The 21,749-nt window shown below is 63.7% G+C and carries 18 protein-coding genes and 1 pseudogene; 13 read left to right on the top strand and 6 right to left on the bottom strand.

Going from position 1 to position 21,749, the window contains the following annotated elements:
- From JNB50_RS15295 to JNB50_RS15285, 3 genes are all read right to left on the bottom strand, one after another.
- Positions 1-237: hypothetical protein (locus tag JNB50_RS15295; protein WP_208041049.1), on the bottom strand; the 237-nt coding region annotated here is incomplete at its 3' end.
- 31 nt (positions 238-268) lie between these two features.
- Positions 269-760 (bottom strand): hypothetical protein, encoded by a 492-nt coding sequence (locus JNB50_RS15290; protein WP_183428906.1) that lies wholly within the window; start codon positions 758-760, stop codon positions 269-271.
- Between the two features lie 278 nt (positions 761-1,038).
- Positions 1,039-1,443: a four-helix bundle copper-binding protein gene (locus JNB50_RS15285; protein WP_021763120.1), complete on the bottom strand. Its 405-nt coding sequence runs from the start codon at positions 1,441-1,443 to the stop codon at positions 1,039-1,041.
- A 986-nt stretch (positions 1,444-2,429) separates the two neighbouring features.
- On the opposite strand from JNB50_RS15285, the gene JNB50_RS15280 reads away from it, so the two are divergent.
- From JNB50_RS15280 to JNB50_RS15265, 4 genes and pseudogenes are all read left to right on the top strand, one after another.
- On the top strand, positions 2,430-3,698 hold the full coding sequence (locus tag JNB50_RS15280; protein ID WP_039922298.1) for a Mur ligase family protein: 1,269 nt from the start codon (positions 2,430-2,432) through the stop codon (positions 3,696-3,698).
- The gene (locus tag JNB50_RS15275) at positions 3,695-4,411 is read left to right on the top strand and encodes a type 1 glutamine amidotransferase (RefSeq protein ID WP_208041048.1); all 717 of its coding nucleotides are present in this window, start codon (positions 3,695-3,697) and stop codon (positions 4,409-4,411) included. The genes JNB50_RS15280 and JNB50_RS15275 overlap by 4 nt, the downstream gene beginning before the upstream one ends.
- 83 nt (positions 4,412-4,494) lie before the next feature.
- Entirely contained in the window at positions 4,495-5,379 is an 885-nt protein-coding gene (locus JNB50_RS15270; protein WP_208041047.1) for a M15 family metallopeptidase, read from the top strand.
- A 380-nt stretch (positions 5,380-5,759) separates the two neighbouring features.
- Positions 5,760-6,801 (top strand): annotated as a pseudogene (locus JNB50_RS15265) (IS256 family transposase).
- A gap of 63 nt (positions 6,802-6,864) precedes the next feature.
- Here the strand turns inward: JNB50_RS15265 and JNB50_RS15260 are convergent.
- The 3 genes from JNB50_RS15260 to JNB50_RS15250 all read right to left on the bottom strand — a co-directional run bounded on the left by JNB50_RS15260 (position 6,865) and on the right by JNB50_RS15250 (position 9,637).
- Positions 6,865-8,388, bottom strand: a complete 1,524-nt coding sequence (locus JNB50_RS15260) for a multicopper oxidase family protein (protein ID WP_208041046.1) — start codon at positions 8,386-8,388, stop codon at positions 6,865-6,867.
- A 112-nt stretch (positions 8,389-8,500) separates the two neighbouring features.
- Entirely contained in the window at positions 8,501-8,995 is a 495-nt protein-coding gene (locus JNB50_RS15255) for a DUF305 domain-containing protein (protein ID WP_307794739.1), read from the bottom strand.
- Positions 8,996-9,193: 198 nt separating this feature from the next.
- The gene (locus JNB50_RS15250; protein WP_021763130.1) at positions 9,194-9,637 is read right to left on the bottom strand and encodes a DUF6153 family protein; all 444 of its coding nucleotides are present in this window, start codon (positions 9,635-9,637) and stop codon (positions 9,194-9,196) included.
- Positions 9,638-9,799: 162 nt separating this feature from the next.
- Between JNB50_RS15250 and JNB50_RS15245 the strand changes: the two genes are divergently transcribed.
- From JNB50_RS15245 to JNB50_RS15205, 9 genes are all read left to right on the top strand, one after another.
- Positions 9,800-10,009 carry an SHOCT domain-containing protein gene (locus JNB50_RS15245; protein WP_208041044.1) on the top strand — a complete coding sequence of 70 codons (210 nt, stop codon included), beginning with the start codon at positions 9,800-9,802 and terminating at the stop codon, positions 10,007-10,009.
- A gap of 450 nt (positions 10,010-10,459) precedes the next feature.
- Entirely contained in the window at positions 10,460-11,212 is a 753-nt protein-coding gene (locus tag JNB50_RS15240; RefSeq protein ID WP_155829027.1) for a hypothetical protein, read from the top strand.
- 296 nt (positions 11,213-11,508) lie between these two features.
- Positions 11,509-12,768, top strand: a complete 1,260-nt coding sequence (locus JNB50_RS15235; RefSeq protein ID WP_155829028.1) for a hypothetical protein — start codon at positions 11,509-11,511, stop codon at positions 12,766-12,768.
- Positions 12,769-12,915: 147 nt separating this feature from the next.
- Positions 12,916-13,215, top strand: coding sequence for a metal-sensitive transcriptional regulator (locus tag JNB50_RS15230; protein WP_021763134.1), 300 nt, complete (start codon positions 12,916-12,918; stop codon positions 13,213-13,215).
- 173 nt (positions 13,216-13,388) lie between these two features.
- Positions 13,389-13,736 (top strand): heavy-metal-associated domain-containing protein, encoded by a 348-nt coding sequence (locus tag JNB50_RS15225; protein ID WP_208041043.1) that lies wholly within the window; start codon positions 13,389-13,391, stop codon positions 13,734-13,736.
- Positions 13,733-16,009: a cation-translocating P-type ATPase gene (locus JNB50_RS15220; RefSeq protein WP_208041042.1), complete on the top strand. Its 2,277-nt coding sequence runs from the start codon at positions 13,733-13,735 to the stop codon at positions 16,007-16,009. The genes JNB50_RS15225 and JNB50_RS15220 overlap by 4 nt, the downstream gene beginning before the upstream one ends.
- A gap of 445 nt (positions 16,010-16,454) precedes the next feature.
- Complete coding sequence (locus JNB50_RS15215; protein WP_208041041.1) at positions 16,455-18,908, top strand: cation-translocating P-type ATPase; 2,454 nt, start codon at positions 16,455-16,457, stop codon at positions 18,906-18,908.
- Between the two features lie 304 nt (positions 18,909-19,212).
- Positions 19,213-20,568, top strand: coding sequence for an AarF/UbiB family protein (locus JNB50_RS15210; RefSeq protein WP_307794738.1), 1,356 nt, complete (start codon positions 19,213-19,215; stop codon positions 20,566-20,568).
- 96 nt (positions 20,569-20,664) lie between these two features.
- Positions 20,665-21,749, top strand: a 1,085-nt coding sequence (locus JNB50_RS15205; protein ID WP_243768532.1) for a YibE/F family protein, incomplete at its 3' end; no start/stop codon positions are given.

The raw sequence follows: 21,749 nt of genomic DNA, 5'->3' as shown, positions 1-21,749 counted from the left end.
CACAACGTGCCGGGGAACTACAGCTAGCCGGCACCGGAGCAGCGCAAAACTCAGCCCGAGCAGGAGAACGGTCGTCGCTGTAACAGCGCGATTCCTGACGCCGACCACAAAGACAGCGCCGAGAGCCGCGCCCACCACTGCCATCGTCCACGGCAGAATCGCCCCTATCTCCACACTGCTGAGCCCGATCGCAGAGAAGAGGGATTCAAGGACGACCACGATGCTGGCGGCGACCAAGCATCGCAACCGTGGCAGGCACTGAAGAAGATCAACGGTCGCCAGCCCGAAAAGCGCAAGCGGCAGATACGGCGCCAACCAGCCCGCCCCGGTTAGCCCGATGGTCAGCGCCGCGCGCTACAGGATGTAAACGACGATCGCCGCTATGGGCGAATGAAAACCTAGTCGTGCGAATGATCACCCACCCAGCGCTCAGCAGCGAGAGCAGGGCAACAGGCAGATAGAGCGTCTCGCTGAACTGGGGGACGTCCGTGTCGTACTCCATCACAAGAATCTGAGCTGCAGCCAGCACGACGGCGAATAGCCCGATCTGCAACTGGCGCCACGGTCGATCGGAAACGCTGACCAGCATCGCACCCAAGAGGACCGTCGTTGAAATTACCGACAGCAGGTGCGGAGGCGACCGCAAGACTGCGTCACGCCCAAAAGTGCTGTGCCAAAAGGCATCAGCGGGAGCGGCGATCGCTGTGGCAGCAGCGCTTGCCGCGGCGAGGATGAACCCCGGCGCGCGACCCAGGGGCATTCAGGGATCGAGTATCGCGAAGTATCCGCACCGCCCAGAGACTCAAAGTGACGCCAACCGCGACGATTGATGCATACAACAGTAAGGTGCGGAGGAATCAGGGCACTATCTCGGCCGAGGGTGGAATGCCAGGAGTCGTCCCAATACGCCGACGCGAGCCCCAGCGCGCTCGCCACGACAATCATCACCCACTCGGGCGCCCAACACCACTCGGCAAGGAGAGATCCATAATGGGATGGTATACCCTCCCAGGGTATGCGGGAAGACGGGCCGACGGGTTAGAGACCGGCGATGAGATCGGCGCAGGCCCGTTCGCAGCGCCGGCACACATCGGTGCAAATGCGGCAGTGTTCGTGCATGCTGGCGTGCTTGTCGCATTCGTCTGCGCACGCACCGCAGGCCGCGCGGCACGATTCCAGTGCCGCTCGGGTGACGTTTGCGTCGTAGCCGGTGTGTCGGGAAAGCACGTTGGCGGTGGAGGCGCAGATGTCGGCGCAGTCGAGGTCAGTGCGTACGCACTTGACCAGGTCCGCGACCATCTCTTCGCTGAGACAGGCGTCGGCGCAGGCGGTACAGGTTTGCGCGCACTCGATACACGCCTCGATGCAGGCCACGAGCTTCTGCCGGTCGACGTCTCCGAGATCGGCCGGGTAGCTGTCAAGCATTTGTTCAACGGCGGACATAGTGCTTCTCCTTCACGATCAGCATCCCCATGCATAGGCGAGGGTACGCCGAAAGTGCAGGCCGCACGATCTGCATCGACGCGATTCCTTCCGATCTATTTCGGGCATCAGAACGAGGGTGCAGGCGCAAGGCTGCACCCACGTACCCATAGCGGCAACCGATCCCCGACAGACGGACCCTTTGTGAGCGGCAAGCCGCGACGCCCACCAAGATGAACGCAACGTCCTGATCAGCGGTGTAGTGCAGGCGACGGCTCCACGAGCTTGGGGAGAAGCCGGGCATATGGATCACTCAACTTCTTCCGAGAATGCCCGCTCGGTCGTTTTTCGGCACCGCTCCGGATCCTCGCCGGCAACCGCAACGCCAGCGCAGCGCGGGCGAAGCGACCGTTCAGGACCGTTTGCGAGAATGCTCCTGATCGAGATCAGTAAGGGATGAACATGATTCGCGTACACGATGCCAATGGGCATCCTCGCACGCGCGCGTTTCTGCTGGCATTGGCCATGTTGTTCGTCGCAGTTCTGGTGACCATGGCGTGGGTCCATTCAAGTCCTCGCCATGCCGTCGGCGGCTTCCCTGCGGATGCTGTGGTGGCGGCGCAGCCAAGCCCGGTTGACGCTGTGCATGAACCGTCCGAAAGCCACAGTGACAATAGCTCCTCCGCGGAATCAGAGGACCATTCGTACCTCCGTTCTCGCCACAGCGACACACCTCTCCCCCTAGCCAACATGTTGGCCGCTCGAAGCACGGCCACGGCGCCCATCGAGCTCAGGCACGTTCCGACGCGTGCACCCAATGAACGACTAGTCGCTCCGCCGGACTGGTCTGTCGCAGTGGTCAAGATTTCAGTGAGTCGAACCTAGGAATCATCTTCTCGGGACCGTCGCGTCCCGATCCGATGTACCTACTAGCCGCCAGACGCGGCATGTTCTCGCGCGCGATCCCCTGCGCGCCACGGTTCGCCGACTCATTGAAAGCCCCAACCATGAAACACTTCCTCCCCATTTGTCTAGGAAAGACCGTTCGATCTTTGCTGCGACTCGCCCGCCGCGGATCTGCGCTCCCCGGCCTGATCATCGAACGAATCGATGTTGCGCTCCTCCCGGACGTGCTTGGCTCCCTACCCCGCGGCGTGGTGGTGGTCGCCGGAACTAACGGGAAGACCACTACAACAAAACTCATCGTTGAAGTTCTTCGAGCGCACGACCTGAAAGTCTTCTCGAACCCGAGCGGCAGCAATTACAGCCGCGGCATCCTCTCGTCGCTTTTGGGGCAAATCTCGTTCTCAGGCCGACTCGACGCAGACATTGCCGTGCTTGAACTCGACGAGGGACACGCGGCCGCGTTCGTGAGCGCGGTGCCGCCACGACACTCGCTCATTTTGAATGTGATGCGAGATCAAATGGATCGATATGGCGAGATCGACCACACGACGAGCCTGCTGCATCAAGTCGCTGTGGCAACTACTCGCGATGTCATCGTCAACGATCTGGATCCCCGGCTGCACAGTGAACGCTTTCTGCAAGGTGTCGACGCTGCTGTATCAGCCTTCAGCGCATCCCCTGAACTTCAACCCCTATTTCCCGGGGACGACGAGCTGCTTGAGACGGATCAACGGGCAAACATCGCAATCTTCGACCAGACCACGCTTGAGCGGATTGAGCCAACTCCTGTCGCATCATTTGACGGCGCTTCGCTTCCATTCACGCTCTCATTCGGAGGTTCGTTCAACTCCCTCAACGCGGTCGCTGCCCTGTCGATCAGTCGCGCGGTTCTAGGTAGCGATTTCGATCCACACCGCGCTTCCGAAGCACTAGCCCATGCAGCGCCCGCGTTTGGGCGCGGCGAACTCATCACGTTCAAAGGACAGACGATCCACCTGGTCTTGGTTAAGAATCCCGGCGCATTCCGGGCAGCGTTGGAATCGTACTCGGGCGACGGCGCTCACACGATGATCGCGCTCAATGATCATGACGCCGACGGGAAAGACGTCTCCTGGATTTGGGATGTCGACTTCGCCCCCCTCAAATCCGACAAAGTGCAGCTCGTGACCGGAACACGCGCGCCCGATCTTGAGTTGCGGCTTCACTACGACGACATAGCGGTGGCCATCCGCGAACCTGATATTCGACGCGCATTGGACCTCTTCATTAAGACTCCAACGCCGACTCTCAAGCGCATCTACTGCACGTACACGGCGATGCTCGCGGTCAGACGCACGCTCCGTCCCGGAATCCTTGGAGAAGCAGCATGAAGCGCACGCTCACAATCCTGTCGCTTTACCCCTCGCAGATGAACGTCTACGGCGACCGCGGCAATGTGCTCGTCCTCCGGCGTCGCCTGGAGTGGCGAGGCTACCGAGCCAACGTTCTCGAACTCCATCCCGGCGAAACGCTCCCCCGAGACGTCGATCTCGTTGTCGGTGGAGGCGGGCAGGACCGCGGACAGGTTGCAATTCAACCGGACCTTCTTCGACACCGTCACGACTTGCGGGCAATGGCCGAAGACGGCACCCCCATGCTGCTGGTGTGCGGACTGTACCAGTTGTTCGGCCATTCCTTGCAAGTAACCGACGGCACCCGACTGGCAGGGATCGGGATCCTAGACCTGGAGACCCAGCCGGCACCCCAGCGAAGCATCGGCAACATCTCCGCCGAAACGTCGAATTTTGGAACGCTCGTCGGTTACGAAAACCACGCCGGAGCGACCACTCTCGGCCCAGAGGCGCGACCCCTGGGCACAGTTGCGGCCGGCCAAGGCAACAACGGCATCGACCGCACAGAAGGCGCGCGCAGGTGGGCCACCTTCGGCACGTACCTCCACGGGCCCCTCCTTCCACGCAATCCCTTCTTCGCCGATCACCTGATCCGGGTCGCGCTCGAACGTCGCTTCGGCCAGGTCGAGCTGGCCGATCTCAGTCACGCTGCCGAGCAGCTGGCGCGGGCCTCCGGAAGTCGGCGTCGGTGACGCCCCGACATGCCCGAGGGTTGGAAACTCGAATCGCGCAAGCCCGAAGGGGTAGCCGCGAAACGTTCGCTCTGCTGCGCTCGATGTGGGCTGACTATACGCATTTGCGGCCGCTGGCGCGAAGGCCCTACCAGGAGCGCCTGACCTTCGCGTGGTCAACAGTTATCGGCGCAATTCTCATCGCAGCAGTGACGGTGAGCCTTGGAGCGGTCTACGGCATCATCGCTCCTGCCGGCACTATCGACCGCGGCCGCGGCGAACCTGCGACCGCTATCTCTCCCCCAGAGACGCGACCGGTACCCAGCATCGTGCCCACGCCGGTGCAGCCGGGGGTGTACTCGCTGACAGACCCCAGCAGCCCCTGGTTCCTCGTCAACAAGCTCCGCCCCATCCCCGGCGCTGCGACCTACGAACCCAGTGACCTGACAACCCTCCCCCCGGATATTCCCAACCCAAATGGTCAAACCCTTCGCCGGGCTGCTGCAGCAGCATTCGTCCGGCTCGCCGCAGTCGCGAAAGCCGAAACCGGAGCGACTCTCGTCGCCCAAAGCGGATACCGCTCCTTCAAATACCAGACCAATGTCTACGCCTCCTACACAAAGTCCGATGGCGGAGCTGCGAACGCGGACACAACGAGCGCACGACCCGGTTACAGCGAACATCAGACGGGGATGGCTGTCGACATCCTCGACACACAAAGCGGTTGCGGGCTCGAGGACGATTGTTTTGGAAGGTCGTCCACGGGGGTGTGGCTTGCTGCCAACGCCTACCGATACGGATGGGTCCTTCGCTACCCGCCCAACAAATCGACGGTCACGGGGTTCGCTTACGAGCCATGGCACTTTCGGTGGGTCGGCACAGCGTTGGCGTCCCAGCTCCGCGACAGCGGAAAGCAGACATTGGAAGAGCTCTTTGGGCTTGCTCCCGCGCCCAACTATTCTGACCAACCCGAAAGGACCGCACGCTAGCTGAACGGTCGCCCGCTCCCTTCGACCCGAGGAACAGCCACCCGCGCGAGTAGGGTCTGCTGTGACTACCACCAGGCAGCCTTCCGGGACTGTCTCAATAACGGTGTGTGAGGGCTCGGCTTGATCCGAAAGGAGATGGCCGTGTCGGACACGACCGAGATTGAGTTGCATGCGATGGTCGATCCCGTGACAGGAGAGATCATTGATCAGAAGGACCTCGCGGAGCGGCTGCTCGTGTAGGCGAAAGAACAGGGCGTCAGCCTGGTTGGCCCGGGAGGGCTGCTGAACCAGCTCACCAAGAACGTCCTCAAGGCGGCGCTGGAAGCGGAGCTGACCGAGCACCTCGGCCACGAGCATGGCGGGGTTCCGATGCGGCGAACATGCGCAACGGGACCCGGGTGAAGACGGTGCTGACAGAGATCGGCCCGGTCCAGATCGAGGTCCCGCGGGATCGAGATGGGTCGTTCGAGCCGGTGATCGTGCCCAAGCGGAAACGACGCCTGGACGGCATCGACCAGATCGTGCTCTCCCTGTCGGCGCGAGGGCTGACCACCGGAGAGATCGCCGCACTTCGACGAGGTCTATGGGGCGACGGTGTCTAAGGACACCATCAGCCGGATCACCGAGAAAGTCGCCGGCGAGCTGGCGGAATGGGCGTCCCGGCCGCTGGATGCGATCAATCCGGTAATCTTCGTCGACGCGATCGTGGTCAAGGTCCGCGACGGGCAGGTGCGCAACACCCCGTTCTATGTCGTGATGGGCGTCACCACCGCCGGTGAGCGGGAGATCCTGGGCATCTGGGCCGGGGACGGCGCCGAGGGCGCCCGGTTCTGGTTGCAGGTGTTCAGCGAGCTGAAGAACCGCGGCGTCGAGGATGCCCTGATCGCCGTCTGTGACGGGTTGAAGGGGCCGCCGGAGGCGATCACCACGACTTGGGAGCACACGATCGTCCAGCAGTCCGTGGTCCACCTGATCCGCAACTCGTTCCGCTGTGCCGGCCTGCAGCACCGCGACGGGATCGTGAAAGCCCTCAAGCCGGTCTATACCGCCCCATCCGAGCAGGCTGCCAGGGAACGGTTCGCTGAGTTCGCCGCTGAGTGGGGTAGCCGGTATCCGGCGATCGTGAAGCTCTAGAAGAGTGCGTGGGCCGAGTTCGTGCCCTTCCTCGAATACGACGTCGAGATCAGGCGGGTGATCTGCACGACCAACGCGATCGAGTCGATCAACGCCCGTTACCGGCGGGCGGTGAGAGCGCGCGGGCACTTCCCGAACGAGGCCGCCGCGCTGAAGTGTCTGTACCTCGTCACCCGGTCACTTGACCCCACCGGCGGCGGCAGGGCACGCTGGGTGATCAGGTGGAAACCCGCCCTCAACGCGTTCGCGATCACCTTCGCGGGCCGGTTCGAGAGAACCGTTTATTGAAAACCGCCGAGCCCCACACACCGTTTATCGGACAGACCCGCGGTTGGGCCGGACGCCGTCGGGTCATTTGCTCTCGTACCCGAGGACGGCCATCATGCCGGATTCGGCGTGGTAGATGTTGTGGCAGTGGGTCATCCAGAGGCCGGGGTTGTCGGCGTCGAGAAGCACTGTGGTTGACTGGTGTGGCAGCACAATGGTGGTGTCTTTGCGGGCGCCGCCTTCGAGTTGGAAGGTGTGGCCATGGATGTGGAACGGGTGCCACATCATGGTCTGGTTGGCGATGGTGAGACGGACGCGCTCTCCCTGGCGAACGGAGTAGGCGCCGTCGAGGGGGTTGTTCATGTCGAACGCTTTGCCGTTGATGCCCCAGTCGTACTTCATCATTCCGCCGGTGAGGGCGATGTCGATGCGGCGATCGACGCTGCGCTGTCGCAGGGTGTCGGCAGTGGTGGCGCTGAGGACCGACGCGGTGATCGGCGGCGTGTTCGGCACTGCTGAGCCATCTGAACTGGGCGTAGGGCTGCTGGCGTTGGAGCGGAGGACGGCGAACCCGCGGGCGGCCTTGCCGACGGCTTCCGCGATGATCGGGAAGGCGCCGTCGGCGATGGTGATGATCGCGTCGTAGCGTTCGCCCATCCCGAGCAAGATGCTGTCGCCCTCAACCGGGTTCACCGCGTAGCCGTCGGTGTGGGTGACCGTCAGCCGGTGGCCGCCGACAGAGAACCGGAACGCAGTGTCGCCGCCGGCATTGATGATCCGCAACCGTGCCCGCTGTCCAGGCTTGGCGGTGAAGGTCGATGGGTCTCCTGCTGGGCGCCCGTTGATCAGGTAATAGGGGTAGTAGACGTCTCCGGAGTCGCCGCCGAGAAGGCTGGAGCCGGTGCCGGTGAGCAGGTTGCCGTTGCGGGTGGGGGTGCCGTCTTGGCCACCGCCCATCATCCCGCCCATCCCGCCCATGCCGGTCATCCCCTTCTTGAGGTCGGTGAGGACCTGGTCGGGGGTGGCGGTGACGCCGTCGAGCCAGTCATCGAGGACGAGCACCCAGTCGTGGTCGTAGCTGAGCGGTTCGTTCGGGTCTTCGATGATGAGCGGTCCTTGAAGTCCGCGGTCGAGTTGCGGGCCGACGTGCGGGTGGAACCAGTAGGTTCCAGGAGCGTCGGCAGTGAAGTCGTAGTCGAACGACGCTCCGGGGCCGATCGGCTGCTGCGTGATGGGTGGGACACCATCCATGTCGTTGCGTAGCGCGATGCCGTGCCAGTGCACAGTGGTGTCGTCCGGCAGGTGGTTGACCACATGAGCCCGGATGGTGTCCCCCGCAGTGGCGCGGATGGTTGGTCCAGGGACCTGCCCGTTGTAGGCCCACGTGGAGGCGGTGCGGCCTGCCAGATCGATGTCGGTCTTTCCGGCGGTCAATTGGACGCGGGTGATGTGTCCGGTGCGTCGGCGTGCTTTCTCAGCATCGGTGACGGGGTTGCTGGTCGCGGTGAGGAGGTTCGGGCCACCGGTGCAGGCGGCGAGGGCGAACGCGGTGGCGGCGCCGGCGCCGCCGAGGAGGAGGCTGCGGCGGGTGAGGTTCGGGTTGTTCATCAGATGTCCTGTGAGAAAGGGGCGATCGGAGGGGTCGAGAGAAGAGTGGAGGGGCGGGCGCCGCCACGGAGGGGAGGGGTGGCGACGCCCGCGTCTGGTTCACCGGGAAGGGTCAGAGACTCGCGAGGAGCTGTTTCATGGTGGCGATCTCGGTGGTCTGTGCTGTGGCGATCTTCTTCGCCAACGCGACGGCGTCGGTCGCCTGCCCTTTCGCGCTCTCGGTGGTGGCCATGGTGATGGCGCCCTGGTGATGCTGGATCATCTGGGTGAGGAACAGCTTGGAGGCCTCGGCGCCGGACGCGTTCTTCAGCGCGTCCATATCCTGTTGCGACATCATGCCGTCGCCGCCCATGTTCATCCCGCCCATGTCGGTCTTCTGCCCCCATGTGGTGAGCCAGCCGTTCATGGTGTCGATCTCCGGCTGCTGGGCCGTTTTGATCTTCTGGGCGAGCTCGGTGACGCGGGCGTCGACACCCTGCTTGGCCAGGAGAGTGTCGGACATTTCGATGGCTTGCTGATGGTGGGAGACCATGTCCATGGCGAACGTGACGTCGGCCTGGTTGTGATCGGACGTCGCCGTCTCGGTGCTCGAGCTGCTGTGGTCCATTCCGGGCATTTTGCCCATCCCTGAACCGCCGCCGGAGGCGCCAGCAGTGCAACCGGCGAGGGCTGCGGCCGTCAGCAGCACCCCGGAAAGTGAGCGCAATCAGTTTGATGTTCATCGGTGTGGTCTCTTTCGTTGTGTGATTCGGCGGATGGTGGGCAGGCTGAAGCACCTCCGCGCTTGCGCGGGGTGCAGCGTGCGTCATCTGCGATCGACGGAAAGAGCCAGAAGCGAGGGTGGCGGTGGTGGCCCGATGGTGCGGGCGATCGTGCGAGCCAGGCTCGTGGGTGCGGCGCGCGAGCCGAGACTGAGCAGTGCCCGTCCGAGTGCGGGCGCGATCAGGAGGATGGTCGCTGCAAGGAGCGCAAGGGTGCAGACCATCGCGGTCATATCGTGAATCGGATCGCAGCTTCCGGTGGCGCACCCGGCTGGGTCGGTGCCGGCCCCGGCGTCGGTTGGAGCGGTCTGCTGAAGGGGGGCGTGCGCAGCGGCCGCCGGCGCCATGTTCATCTGTTGATGACCAGCCGCCGCCGTATCGACAACGTGCATAGCGAGCAGACCGACGAGGACGCCGATGACAGCGCCCAGGACGAGAAGGAGGCAGCGCCAGGTGGGGGTACGCGTGAACATACAGTTGGCGAACATATGCCCTCCTTCCGGCCTGAGGATACCGCGGCCAGCCTGAATACCCGCCGGGGGTGATTCGACAGGACCAATGGCCTGTCTTGGTGTCATACCGAGGGTCATGCTTTTTGCAGAGCTCTACGGAGGGGTCGGGATGTACGGGATGATGGACGGATTCGGCGGGTGGTGGATCCTGTGGATGGTGGTGCCCGTTCTCGCGGTTGCTGTAGCAGTGATTGTCGCCGTGCTGTTGGCGCGCCGACCGGGGCCCCGACCGGTGGCCGCCCGGTTACTGCTCTGGAGCTCCTGGACCGTCGATACGCGGCGGGAGAGATCGACGACGAAGACTATCGTCGCCGTCGTGACCAGCTGACCAGTAAGCCGTCGCGCTGAGTGGGCGTGAGTATCGCCGCTCGAGATCCCCACGAGTGGCGACTCTTGAGGATGAGTTCGTCATCGACAGCCAGCTGATTGAACCGAACACAGGCCGGTTCTCGGCTGAAAGGAGGCGGCGGCGCGGCGAGTTGGCTCGCACCAGCGGCTTGCGTGGACGCGGCAGCTTCCGGCGAATATGACAATTCGGTAACGACTGGATACCATTACCCGGTATCCCCCGTAAGCCAGTAACGCGGCGCACTGTTGGCGCGTTTCGACGAAGGGTTTCGAGTGACCGAACCTGAGCCCTCACGTGGCGCATTCTCCAGCCGCCGCGAGAGGCACGCGTTCGAGAGCATCGCGACCGCTCACAGACGGTCCCCTCGGAACCGCAACCGCTCTGTACGTGGTAGAGCCACGTTGATAGCGCCGCTTATCCGGGTGCGAGAGGCGCCGAAGCCGAGCCGTTTGCGTAACCCGTGGGCGAAGCTTCTTGTTGTCGTCGCAGCCAGCGGTCTGATCGGAACGACCGCGCTTCCGGCTTACGCCACGACGGCGGACGAGGCGGCGACTGTCTCCCGCGCACGCATTGCTGTGCAGACACTTCTCGGCGGTGGCGCTGCTACCCCGGCGGCAACGAGGGACGATGTCGCAATCGCGGAAGACACCACGAAGCTGGATTCGACGCTAGAGCCGACAGTGTCGCCGACCGTGCAGCGACTGGCGCAGACCCTCATGGCAGCCGTCGCTCAGGGGCGACTGACCGGGTACACGCCCAACCATATTCCTGAGATCGCCAACCTCGCCGACGGTCGCGTCGTACGAGGGTGCGGCATCGACTATCGAGTCTTGCAGACCATTCAGGTCGCCTTGGCCACCTTCAATTCTGTCGGAGTGAGCGACATCAACCGGCGATGCACTGGACAGATCGAAGGTGCGGGCAGCGCATCATCGCACTACGCCGACGGGGGAGGGCACGCGGTGGACTTCTACCTCCTCAACGGGCGCCCTCTGACCGGCGGCGACCCGGAATCGGTCAAGCTGATCCGAGCACTGGACTCCGTCATGCCAGCCGACACCAACCTCGGTCAGGTGGGTTGCCGGGCCAGTATTGCCGTATCCAACTTCATCCCGTTCGACGACACCTGCGACCACCTCCACATCGACTTCCGACAAGCGAAGGGAACCACCCTGCGAGTTTCCGAATTTGCGAGCAGCTAAGCGCGTCGAGCTCCGGATCCACTGTGACGCGGCTAACGCGAGCGGCCGTACACGCCGGCGCGCGATTGTGATCACCCTCCGGGTCTGACAGCGCGACCCTCGCATCATGCGGGGGCGGCGTGTTCGGGGCCTCATTCCTCGGGTCCCGGGTTAACGTCATGGGGCCGAAGCCTTGCGATCGAGCCTCCACCGCACCCCCCAAAAAGAACGAAATCGGGCAGACCTTGTCACTTCGCTACGCCACATCCTTCCGCGGAGCCCGCGGGAAGGTCGCGGCTGCCCTTCTCGTCCTGATCATGATCAGCAGTGTCCTTGTGGTGCAGGCCAGCCCGGCGCAGGCCGACAACTATCCTTCCTGGAACGACGTCCTCGCCGCACGCGCGACTGAAGCCGGCAAGAAGGCGCAGGTCGCCGCGATCACTGCCCTCATTTCGGGCCTCAAGGAGAAAGTAAAAGCCGCGGAGGATGAAGCCGCCTCTCGCGAACGGGACAATGAGCGCGCGCAGGCGGCATTCACCGCTGGGCAGGATCGGGCTACCCGTCTGGCCACGAATGCTGCTTCCCTGCAAACGCAAGCAGACGCTTCGGGGAAGCACGCAGCGGCCGTGGCGGCGAAGTTCGTCCGCACCGGAAGCGGGAATCTGACGGGCACGCTCCTGGTCAGCACGACTTCGAATCGCGCTGGGTTGCTATATCGGCTAAGCGTCCTGGGAAAGCTCTCGTCGACCGTCGACAAGCTATATAGTCAGGCTGCACGAGACAGCAACCTCGCGAAGGCTGCGAGTGACCAGGCGAACTCGGCAAGGGACGCGCTCGCATCGCTTGCCGCTGCTGCGAAGTCTGCTCTCGCCAACGCGGTTAAAGCTCAGCAGAGCTTGATCTCCTCTCTTTCCGCCCAGACAGCACATGAGGGCGAGTTGGAGGCTCAGCTCGCGTCTCTTTCCTCAGCTACAGCTGTGACCGAACAGCAGTATCAGGCGGGCGTGGCGGCGCGCGCGGCAGCAGCGGCGGCCGCGGCCCGTGCCGCAGCCGAGGCGGCACGTCAGGCCGGACCCAACGCTCCAGTAGCTTCGGACGCGCGCGCGCTTGCGCAAGAGCTAATGGGGTACGTCGCGGCAGGCCAGCTCTCGGGCTCCTACCCCGATCACATCATGGAGATCCGGTGGATCGCGGAGGGCCGCTCGGTACCGAACTGCGGGATCGATACGCAGGTGCTGCAGGCGATCGTCATCGCCATGCACACCTTCTCGAACGTGGGCGTGAGCGACATCAACCGCAAGTGCACTGGTCAGATCGAAGGCGCCGGGATCTACTCTCAACACTACGCGGGCGGGGGCGGCCACGCGGTGGACTTCTACAGCCTTGGCGGTCGCGCGTCTACCGGAGCCGATGCCAATTCGCTCGCCTTGATCGGCATCCTGGATCCGAGAATGCCGTTCGGTTCGGGCCTAGGTCAGAGCAATTGTCGTGCGCAAGCGGGCAACGAGCCGCGGCTTCGCAACTTTCAGGACTTCTACGACACCTGCAACCACCTCCATATCAACGATCCGATGTGACACCGGCAGGGCGCTCCAGCGTTTGCCGCGGAATCAGCAACAACGCGTGACGGTTCAGACTGGGAGGGAATTCCGGCGAGATCGGCAGGCCGATCCCGAGACGTACGATGGCCTAGGCGATGTCGCAAGAACCCGAAGGAACCGGCTATGAGCAGCCACGAAACCGTGCATGGATATATCACCGACAAGGATCGGTATCTCAATCGTCTGAAGCGCATCGAGGGGCAGGCGCGCGGCGTCTACCGAATGGTGGATGAGGAGCAGTATTGCATCGATATCCTCACCCAGATTTCGGCGCTGACCTCCGCACTTCAGTCAGTGGCGCTCGGCCTCGTTGACGACCACCTGAAGCACTGCGTGAGTGATGCAGTGCGACTGGGCGGTGAAGAGGGCGAGGCGAAGATCAAAGAAGCCTCGGATGCTATCGCGAGGCTGGTGCGTTCGTAGTATCGGCCGAGCGTGCCGGTCTCGTGTGACCTGTAGCCCCCATTGCCCCATACCCCTGCTGGGTATATCCTGGTTTGCGAGGGTAAGAATGACCCACGGTTGGAACGCTTGCAACCCGACCCCCGTCGACGCTTACCGCGCACATCGACTCATGCTCGTGAAAGGAGCCACTCGTGGCCACGCAGAATTTTCAGGACCTCGGCCTGCAGGACGCGAACAGTGGCTGCGCGTGCTGCGCTCCTGCTCACGCCAAGGCAGACCTGGACGTTGTGAACGCATCGAGCGCGTCGCCCGCGAACGCGCTCGCAACGCAGTTCCTCGTCGAAGGAATGACGTGCGAGCATTGCGTGCGCAGCGTCACCGAGGAGGTCTCGGCGATCGAGGGCGTGTCCGGAGTGGACATCGACCTCAAAGCTGGGGGAGTCTCAACCGTCGTGGTCTCTAGCGAGAGCCCTGTTGATCCCGCGCGGGTTCGCGAGGCCGTCGAGGAGGCTGGGTACTCGCTCGCTGGAGTGTCATGAGCGCTGTGGATGTCGATCTCGACATCACGGGCATGACCTGCGCGTCGTGCGCGAATCGCATTGAGCGCAAGCTGAACAAGCTCCCCGGTGTCGAGGCGACGGTTAACTTTGCGACGGAGAAGGCTCGTGTTCGCTCAGACGACGTGCTGGTAAGCGATTTGATCGCGGCCGTTGAAGCTGCCGGGTATGGCGCTAGCGTTCCTGCGCCCGTCTCGGCGGAGTCCCTCGACCAGGTCGCGCCGGAAGACGTGGAACTCGCCTCGTTGCGACAGCGTCTGCTGGTTTCCGCGGTGCTGGCGACTCCCGTGGCTGTACTCTCGATGATTCCGGCATTGCAGTTCACGAATTGGCAGTGGCTCGCTCTGACGCTTGCAGCCCCGGTCGCTGTCTGGGGGGCCTGGCCCTTTCACACGGCTGCAGCGATCAACGCTCGGCACGGCTCTGCGACGATGGACACGCTTATCAGCGTCGGGGTGTTGGCGGCATTCGGATGGTCGCTCTATGCGTTGTTCTTCGGTGGGGCGGGGATGCCCGGAATGCGTATGAGCGTCTCTCTGCTCGGCGCCCCGGCGTCGAGCGGCCATGAGATCTATCTTGAGGTCGCCTCCCTGGTGACAGTGTTCATCCTCACTGGTCGCTATCTCGAGGTCCGTGCGAAGCGTCGGTCCGGTGAAGCCTTGCGTGCTTTGCTCGAGCTCGGTGCGAAGGATGCAATGGTGCTGCGCGGCGCTCACGAGCAGCGCGTCCCGGTCGGTCAGCTGATTCCAGGCGACACCGTGGTGGTACGCCCGGGCGAGAAGATCCCCGCGGATGGTGTGATCGTCGAGGGTGTTTCTGCGGTCGACGAGTCGATGCTGACTGGTGAGTCGATTCCGGTCGAAGTCGGGCCAGGATCCAGGGCGGTTGGAGCGACCGTGAACACCGGTGGGCGTTTGCTGATCGAGGTTACCCGGGTGGGCGCGGACACGGAGCTGGCACGTGTGGCGCGGCTTGTCGAGGAGGCCCAGACGGGGAAGGCCCAGGTTCAGCGACTGGCCGACAGGGTGTCGGCGGTTTTCGTGCCCACTGTGATCGGGCTGGCCGTTGTGGCCTTCGCGGCCTGGTCGCTTTTCGGCGCTGGGGCGGAACTCGCGTTCACCGCCGCCCTGACAACGCTCATCATCGCGTGCCCGTGCGCCCTCGGACTTGCGACGCCGACGGCCCTGCTGGTCGGGACAGGACGAGGCGCCCAGCTGGGGATCCTGATTCGGGGGCCCCAGGTTCTGGAGCAGACTCGCCGCGTCGACACGGTCGTGCTGGATAAGACAGGCACCGTTACAGCCGGGATCATGACGGTGACCGCGGTGCACACTGCGGCGGGCACCGAACGAGATGCGCTGCTTCGGATTGCTGCTGCGATCGAGCACGGATCGGAGCATCCCATCGGACGCGCCATCGCTGCGGCCGCCGCTGTTGAGCCCGAACCCGCCGAGAACTTCGCGGCTGAACCGGGGCAGGGGGTACGCGGTATCGTTGACGGCCGCATGGTCGTCGCCGGCCGGAGTTCATGGGTGACCGGTAGCTGGGCGCTCCCCATACCCGAGGACCTTGCAATGCGGGTTGCGGCCGACGAGGCCGCAGGTTCGACGGTCACCGTGGTCGCTTGGGACGGCACGGTGCGCGGGGCAATCAGTGTCGCGGACACCATCAAGCCCACCAGCCACGAAGCCGTCGTTCGACTACGCAACCTTGGCCTCACACCGATCCTGCTCACCGGGGACAACCCGGGTGCAGCTCGAGCGATCGCAGAGCAGGCTGGAATTGAAGACGTCCGGGCCGGCGTCACCCCGCAGGGAAAGCTGGAGGTGGTTCGGCAGCTGCAGGCTTCCGGCAAGGTCGTTGCCATGGTTGGCGACGGCGTCAACGATGCGGCCGCGTTGGCTGCCGCGGATCTCGGGATCGCCATGGGTACCGGCACGGATGCGGCTATCACTGCCAGCGATCTCACCATCGTTTCCGGTGACCTGTTGGTGGTCCCCGACGCGATTCGGCTTGCGCGACGGACCTTGGGCACCATCAAGGGGAACATGTTCTGGGCTTTCGCGTACAACATCGCCGCTCTGCCCGTTGCCATGCTGGCTCTTCTCAACCCGGTGCTGGCCGGAGCAGCCATGGCCTTCAGCAGCGTTTTCGTGGTGACGAACAGCCTCAGGCTGCGGCGTTTTCAGACCCTACCCGGTCTGGCGCGCGAAGACATCCCGGCCCCGCATACAGCTGCCGTCATTGCAAGCTGATCGCATCGGAATCATTCTCCCGGAGGAACGCATGACCGAACCCGTCGGGCCCGTCCACCACCACACGAAGAGCGCCCCTTCTGGACATGATCACGGTCCGCATGGACACCAGCATCCCGCGCCTTCGGGGGTAGCAGGCTTGGTTGCGTGCCCGGTGATGCCCTCCAATCGAGTCGATCCAGCCTGGGCGGAGGCACGCGGCCTCTTCCGTGACTACGAAGGCACCCGCTATTGGTTCTGTTGCGCGGACTGCGGGCCTTTGTTCGACGCGGACCCGGGTAGCTACGCGAAGGCGAGATGAGGGGGTTGTGTCTCCTGCTGGTAGGACTGATGGCCCACTGTGTTGTCCCTCGGTTGGTGACCATAGGCGGTGGCGAGTGTTGTTTCGGCCAAAGCGGCCCGAAGTGACCTGGAGCGAATGCCCCGGCGGCCAGAAGGAGATGTGATGACCGATCGCATACAGACAGTGGTTCTGGAGGTCTCTGGCGTGCAGTGGGCGTCCGAGAAGTCGATTACCGAGTCCGTACTGTCACGTCGGCCAGGCGTAAAGGCGGTCGAGGCTAACCCCGTCGCTCAGACTGCGACGGTCACCTACGATCCGGCCCAGACTTCTGTAAGTCTGTTGCGGCAGTGGATCGTCGACTGCGGGTACCACTGCGCGGGTCAATCGGTCCCTGATCATATCTGCGATCCCGCTGTCGAGCCGGTCGGCGGCGATCATCAGCATCCCTCGGTCAGTGCGGCCAGCACCCTGGCCGAGCAGCCGCCGAATGGCACTACGTCCGAGCTGTATGACAGTAAACAGCGGGAAGCGCCGAGCGAGCACAGCGCCCAGGAAATGATGGGGCACGGTGGCCATCACGCGGGCATGTCGATGGACGCCATGGTTCGTGACATGCGGAACCGCTTCCTGGTCGCGTTGATCCTGTCTATTCCGATCACCCTGTGGTCGCCGATCGGGCGAAAGGTGCTTGGCTTCGAGGTCCCTGCGCCGTTTGGTTTACGCGACGATGTGTTCGCCCTGATTCTTTCGCTGCCGGTCATCTTCTATTCGGCGTGGATTTTCTTCGATGGCGCTTACCGGGCGCTTCGGGCGCGGACACTGGACATGATGGTGCTGGTCGCCGTTGGGGTGGGAACCGGCTGGCTTTACAGCCTGGTTGTCACGCTCAGTGGCGGCGGGGAGGTCTTCTACGAGGCCGCGACAGTGCTTGCCACCTTCGTCCTTCTGGGACATTGGGTTGAAATGCGTGCGCGCGGTGGCGCGAACGATGCAATCCGGCGGCTTCTCGAACTGGCTCCCGCTCGCGCCGTCGTCATTCGCGATGGTGCCGAGGTCGAGGTGCCGACGGCCGAGGTCGTCCCTGGGGACCTGCTTCTGGTGCGCCCAGGTGCGAAGGTTCCCACCGATGGGCAGGTCGAGGACGGCGCCTCCGAAGTGGATGAATCCATGGTGACCGGCGAGTCCATGCCGGTCGAGAAATCTCCCGGTTCGGAGGTGATCGGCGCCACAGTCAACACTGTGGGCACCTTGCGCGTCCGCGCCACGCGAGTCGGCGCCGACACAGCCCTCGCGCAGATCGTCAAACTCGTTCAAGAGGCTCAGAACTCCAAAGCTCCCGGACAGCGCCTGGCAGACCGGGCCGCATTCTGGCTTGTTCTGGTCGCACTCGTCGGCGGGACGCTCACCTTCTTGGTGTGGTGGCTGGCCGGCGCCGATGTTCCCACGGCAATCTTGTTCGCCATCACCGTTGTCGTGATCACCTGCCCGGACGCCCTCGGACTGGCGACCCCGACTGCGATCATGGTGGGGACCGGGCTCGGAGCCAAACGGGGCGTCTTGTTCAAGAATGCTGCCGGAATCGAAACAGCCGCCCGCATCGATACCGTCGTGCTCGATAAGACCGGCACCCTCACGCGTGGAGAGCCGGAGGTCACCGACTACATTCCAAACGGGATGGACGACTTGGAGTTGCTCTCGTTTGTCGCGGCACTGGAGCGCGAGTCGGAGCACCCGTTGGCGAAGGCGATCGTGGCTTACGCCGACATGCGCGGTGCCCCCCATCGAGGCGCCAGCGGGTTCCGCAACATCACCGGCCAAGGCGCCGTCGCCACCGTCGACGGGCGAGGGGTTGTGGTGGGCAACTCCCGTCTGCTGAGCGCGCAGGGTATCGATCTGAGCTCGGTGGCGTCGGTGCAGGCCGAACTCGCCGGCGGAGGACGAACAGCTATCCTCGTGGCGGTCGATGGCCGCGCTGCCGGTGTAATCGCGCTGGCCGACGCGCCGCGCGACACAGCAAAAGCCGCGATCGATGCCCTGCATGAGCAGGGTGTCTCCGTCGCGATGCTCACCGGTGACAACAGGCCCACGGCCGAACGAATCGCTGCACTGCTGGGGATCGACGCCGTGATTGCCGACGTGCTGCCGCAAGACAAGTCCGCCAAGATCGCCGATTTGCAGGCCGACGGACGCAAGGTCGCCATGGTCGGTGACGGTGTGAATGATGCGCCCGCGCTCGCGCAGGCCGACCTTGGAATCGCAATCGGTGCGGGAACTGACGTCGCCATCGAAACCGCTGACGTGGTCCTGATGAGGTCGGATCCGCTGGACGTCGCGATCGCCCTGAAAATCGGCAAGGGCACCTTGCGGAAGATGAGACAGAACCTGGGATGGGCGATCGGCTACAACTCGATCGCTTTGCCAATCGCTGCGGGCGTCTTCTACCCTGCCTTCGGGATCATGCTCACGCCAGAGATCGCGGCGATCAGCATGTCAGGCTCCTCCGTGATCGTCGCCGTCAATGCGCTGCTTTTGAAACGCCTCCGCCTGCCTGCGCCCATCGAGCCGACACCACGGGTCGCTGCCGAGGCCGCCCTCCTCCCCGACGACGTGGCTTGACAGCCGGGCTGCTGATGACCCCGAGTCGGAACCGCTATCGGTTGATCGCGTCAGTCTTGGAACGCCATGGCTTGGGTCTTCTCGTCGGTGCGCTTGGACTGCAGTCCTGGGTTCCCTTCAACCGCGGGATCCTGGGGCATGAGCGTCGCGACGACCCCTACACCAACCCGGAGCACCTGCGACTGGCGTTAGAAGATCTCGGCCCGACATTCATCAAGCTGGGTCAGCTGCTGTCAACTCGTACCGACTTATTGCCGTCCGCCTATACGCAAGAGTTGGTAAAGCTGCAGGACGCCGCGCCCCCGTGCGCTGGGAAGAGATCGGGGCCGTGATCCAGGAGGAACTCGGGGCTCCCGCGGAGGAGTTGTTCGAGACGTTCGACACCGAACCACTGGCGGCCGCGTCGATTGGTCAAGCCCATGCCGCCACTCTTCACGGCGGGACACAAGTTGTTGTGAAGGTCCGCCGGCCCGGCGCGGTCGCCCAGATAGCCGAGGATCTCGAGATTCTTCAGAATCTCGCCCACCGGTTGGATCGGCGATGGGAAGGCGCCCAACAATACAATATCCCTGGCCTGGTGGAGGAGTTCTCTCGTACCCTTCGGGCTGAGTTGGACTACCTTCAAGAGGGCCGTAACGCTGAACGTTTCGCAGCGAATTTCGAGGGCTCATCCGACGTTCAGATTCCGCGAATTTTTTGGGAGACGACGACCTCGCGGGTGCTCACACTTGAGCGAATGCGGGGGATACGGATTGACGATGTCGAAGCGCTTGACGCCGACCATATCGATCGGCACCAGCTGGCCCGGCGAGGCTCGGATAACATCCTGCGGATGGTGTTCGAGCATCAGTTCTTCCATGCCGACCCGCACCCGGGAAACATGTTCGTGCAGCCCGACGGGTCCATCGCGCTGATCGATTTCGGGATGGTGGGCTCCTTGGGTGCCCGCGTTGCAGACCAGCTCGCCAGAGTGCTCCGCAGCTTCGCCGAGGGAGATTCTGATGAGATGACCGACGCGGTGATCGACCTCTCGGTCACGAAGTCATTTCTTGACCGGCAAGGACTTCGTGATTCATTAGCACTGCTAATAGCCGGATTCCGCGGGCACACCCTTGCCGAGGCGAATCTCACGCATTTCCTGACCCGGCTGCTCGGACTCCTGCGCGAGCATCATTTACAGCTTCCGCAAGAGACGGCTCTGCTGTTCAAAGTGCTCATGATCGCCCAGGGCGTCGCAACGAGGCTTGATCCGCAATTCGACATGATTCAAGCCATCAACCCGTTTGTCGAGCGATTCGCTCGACGCCAGTTCTCCCTGTCTGTTCTTGGGCGGCGATTGGCTGAGAGCTCATCGGACGTGGGGGCAGTACTGCTCGAACTTCCAGCCACACTGAGAAATCTTCGTCGCGTTCTTGACGCCGGCGGTTTCGAGGTGCACCTGAGAGCCAGGGAGCTCGAGCCACTGGTCAGGCGCTCCGAGCGAATCGGCAATCGACTTGTGGCGGGGCTGATTGCGGCCGCGCTGATCAATGGGATCAGCGGCTTGGCCAGCGGGCCGGCCGAATGGAGGCAGCGACGAGCCGCCATGATCGGCACGGGTGCAGGCCTGCTGAGCGCATTGGCGGGCTACTTGCTGTGGACCGCGCGACGTGGGCGCTGACTTGAGGTCGCGAACGTAGCGGTTTTCCCACGCACATGTCGGTTCGCAGATAGCCGTATTACAGTGGCACGGTCACCCACCTTGATCGGAGATTCGATGGCGCACGCCCACGCGCATTCTCATGGCGGCTCCCTCCGTTCCGGGGCCGGCGGCGGGACGCTTCGCGTTGTCGTTGCCGCCGTTCTGATAGCGGCGGCACTGGGCACGCTTGCGGGTCTGGCCCTTCTTTGGCCTGATCACGGGAAGGTGGTCGCTGCTTCTTCGGGTATCGAGTTCGCCGCGAAGGGGACGACGTTCCCGAGGGGGGAAATCGTCGCGATGGCGAAATCCTTTCCTGGCTACATCTCCTCGGAGAAGGCGCTCTCTGGCCCGGGCGACACGCGCGCGTGCCAGCTGGCCAAGGTTCGTTTGCTGGACGGTTCGTCCAAAGGGCAGGCAGTCACGCTCCCGCTGATCTGGCCGTTCTCAAGCGCCGGCCTGAAGGTGGGCGACACACTCGAACTTGTCGTCCCGCCGAAGGCCGCCCACCCTGCGGCGTCCGGACTGGACGCCCAAACTCTGGCGACCGAGGCGCAGGGAATCACAGTCAACGGTGTTGTGAAGGACCAATCACTGTCGACCTGGGTGATCGTGTTCGCCGTCATCGTCATCGCAGTCGGTCTTCTGCGCGGTCTGATGGCACTGGTCGCCTTGGGATTCAGCGGATTCATGCTGATGGAGTTCGTGCTCCCCGCCCTCGTATCGGGCCAGCCGGGACTAGCCGTCGCAGTGGTCGGCGGATCCGCGATCATGTTCGTCGTCCTGTATCTCGCTCATGGCCCGTCGATGCGGACGAGTGTCGCTCTTCTGGGCACGCTCTTCGGTATCGGGATAACGGCGGGGATCGCGCAGCTCGCGGTCAGTACAACGCATCTGACCGGGGTCACCGGCGATGTTGGCGGAATGCTTGCGGGGGTGACGCAGATCGACTTCCGGGGAGTTCTCAACTGCGCCATCGTCATCGCGGGCCTCGGGGTCCTGAATGACGTGACTGTTACCCAAGCATCAGCAGTGTGGGAGCTGCGGGCCGCGTCACCGGTCCTGACGCGCAGGCAGCTGTTCACCCGCGCCATGAGGATCGGTCGTGACCACATCGCCTCGACGATCTACACCATCGCCTTGGAGCCTGACCCGGTTTCCCG

Origin of the sequence: Leifsonia sp. TF02-11 (genome assembly GCF_017565305.1) — a bacterium.
In the GTDB taxonomy this organism is placed as follows: domain Bacteria; phylum Actinomycetota; class Actinomycetes; order Actinomycetales; family Microbacteriaceae; genus Leifsonia.
The sequence above is the reverse complement of the archived record's forward strand: the minus strand, read 5'-3'. Positions and strand labels throughout refer to the sequence as shown.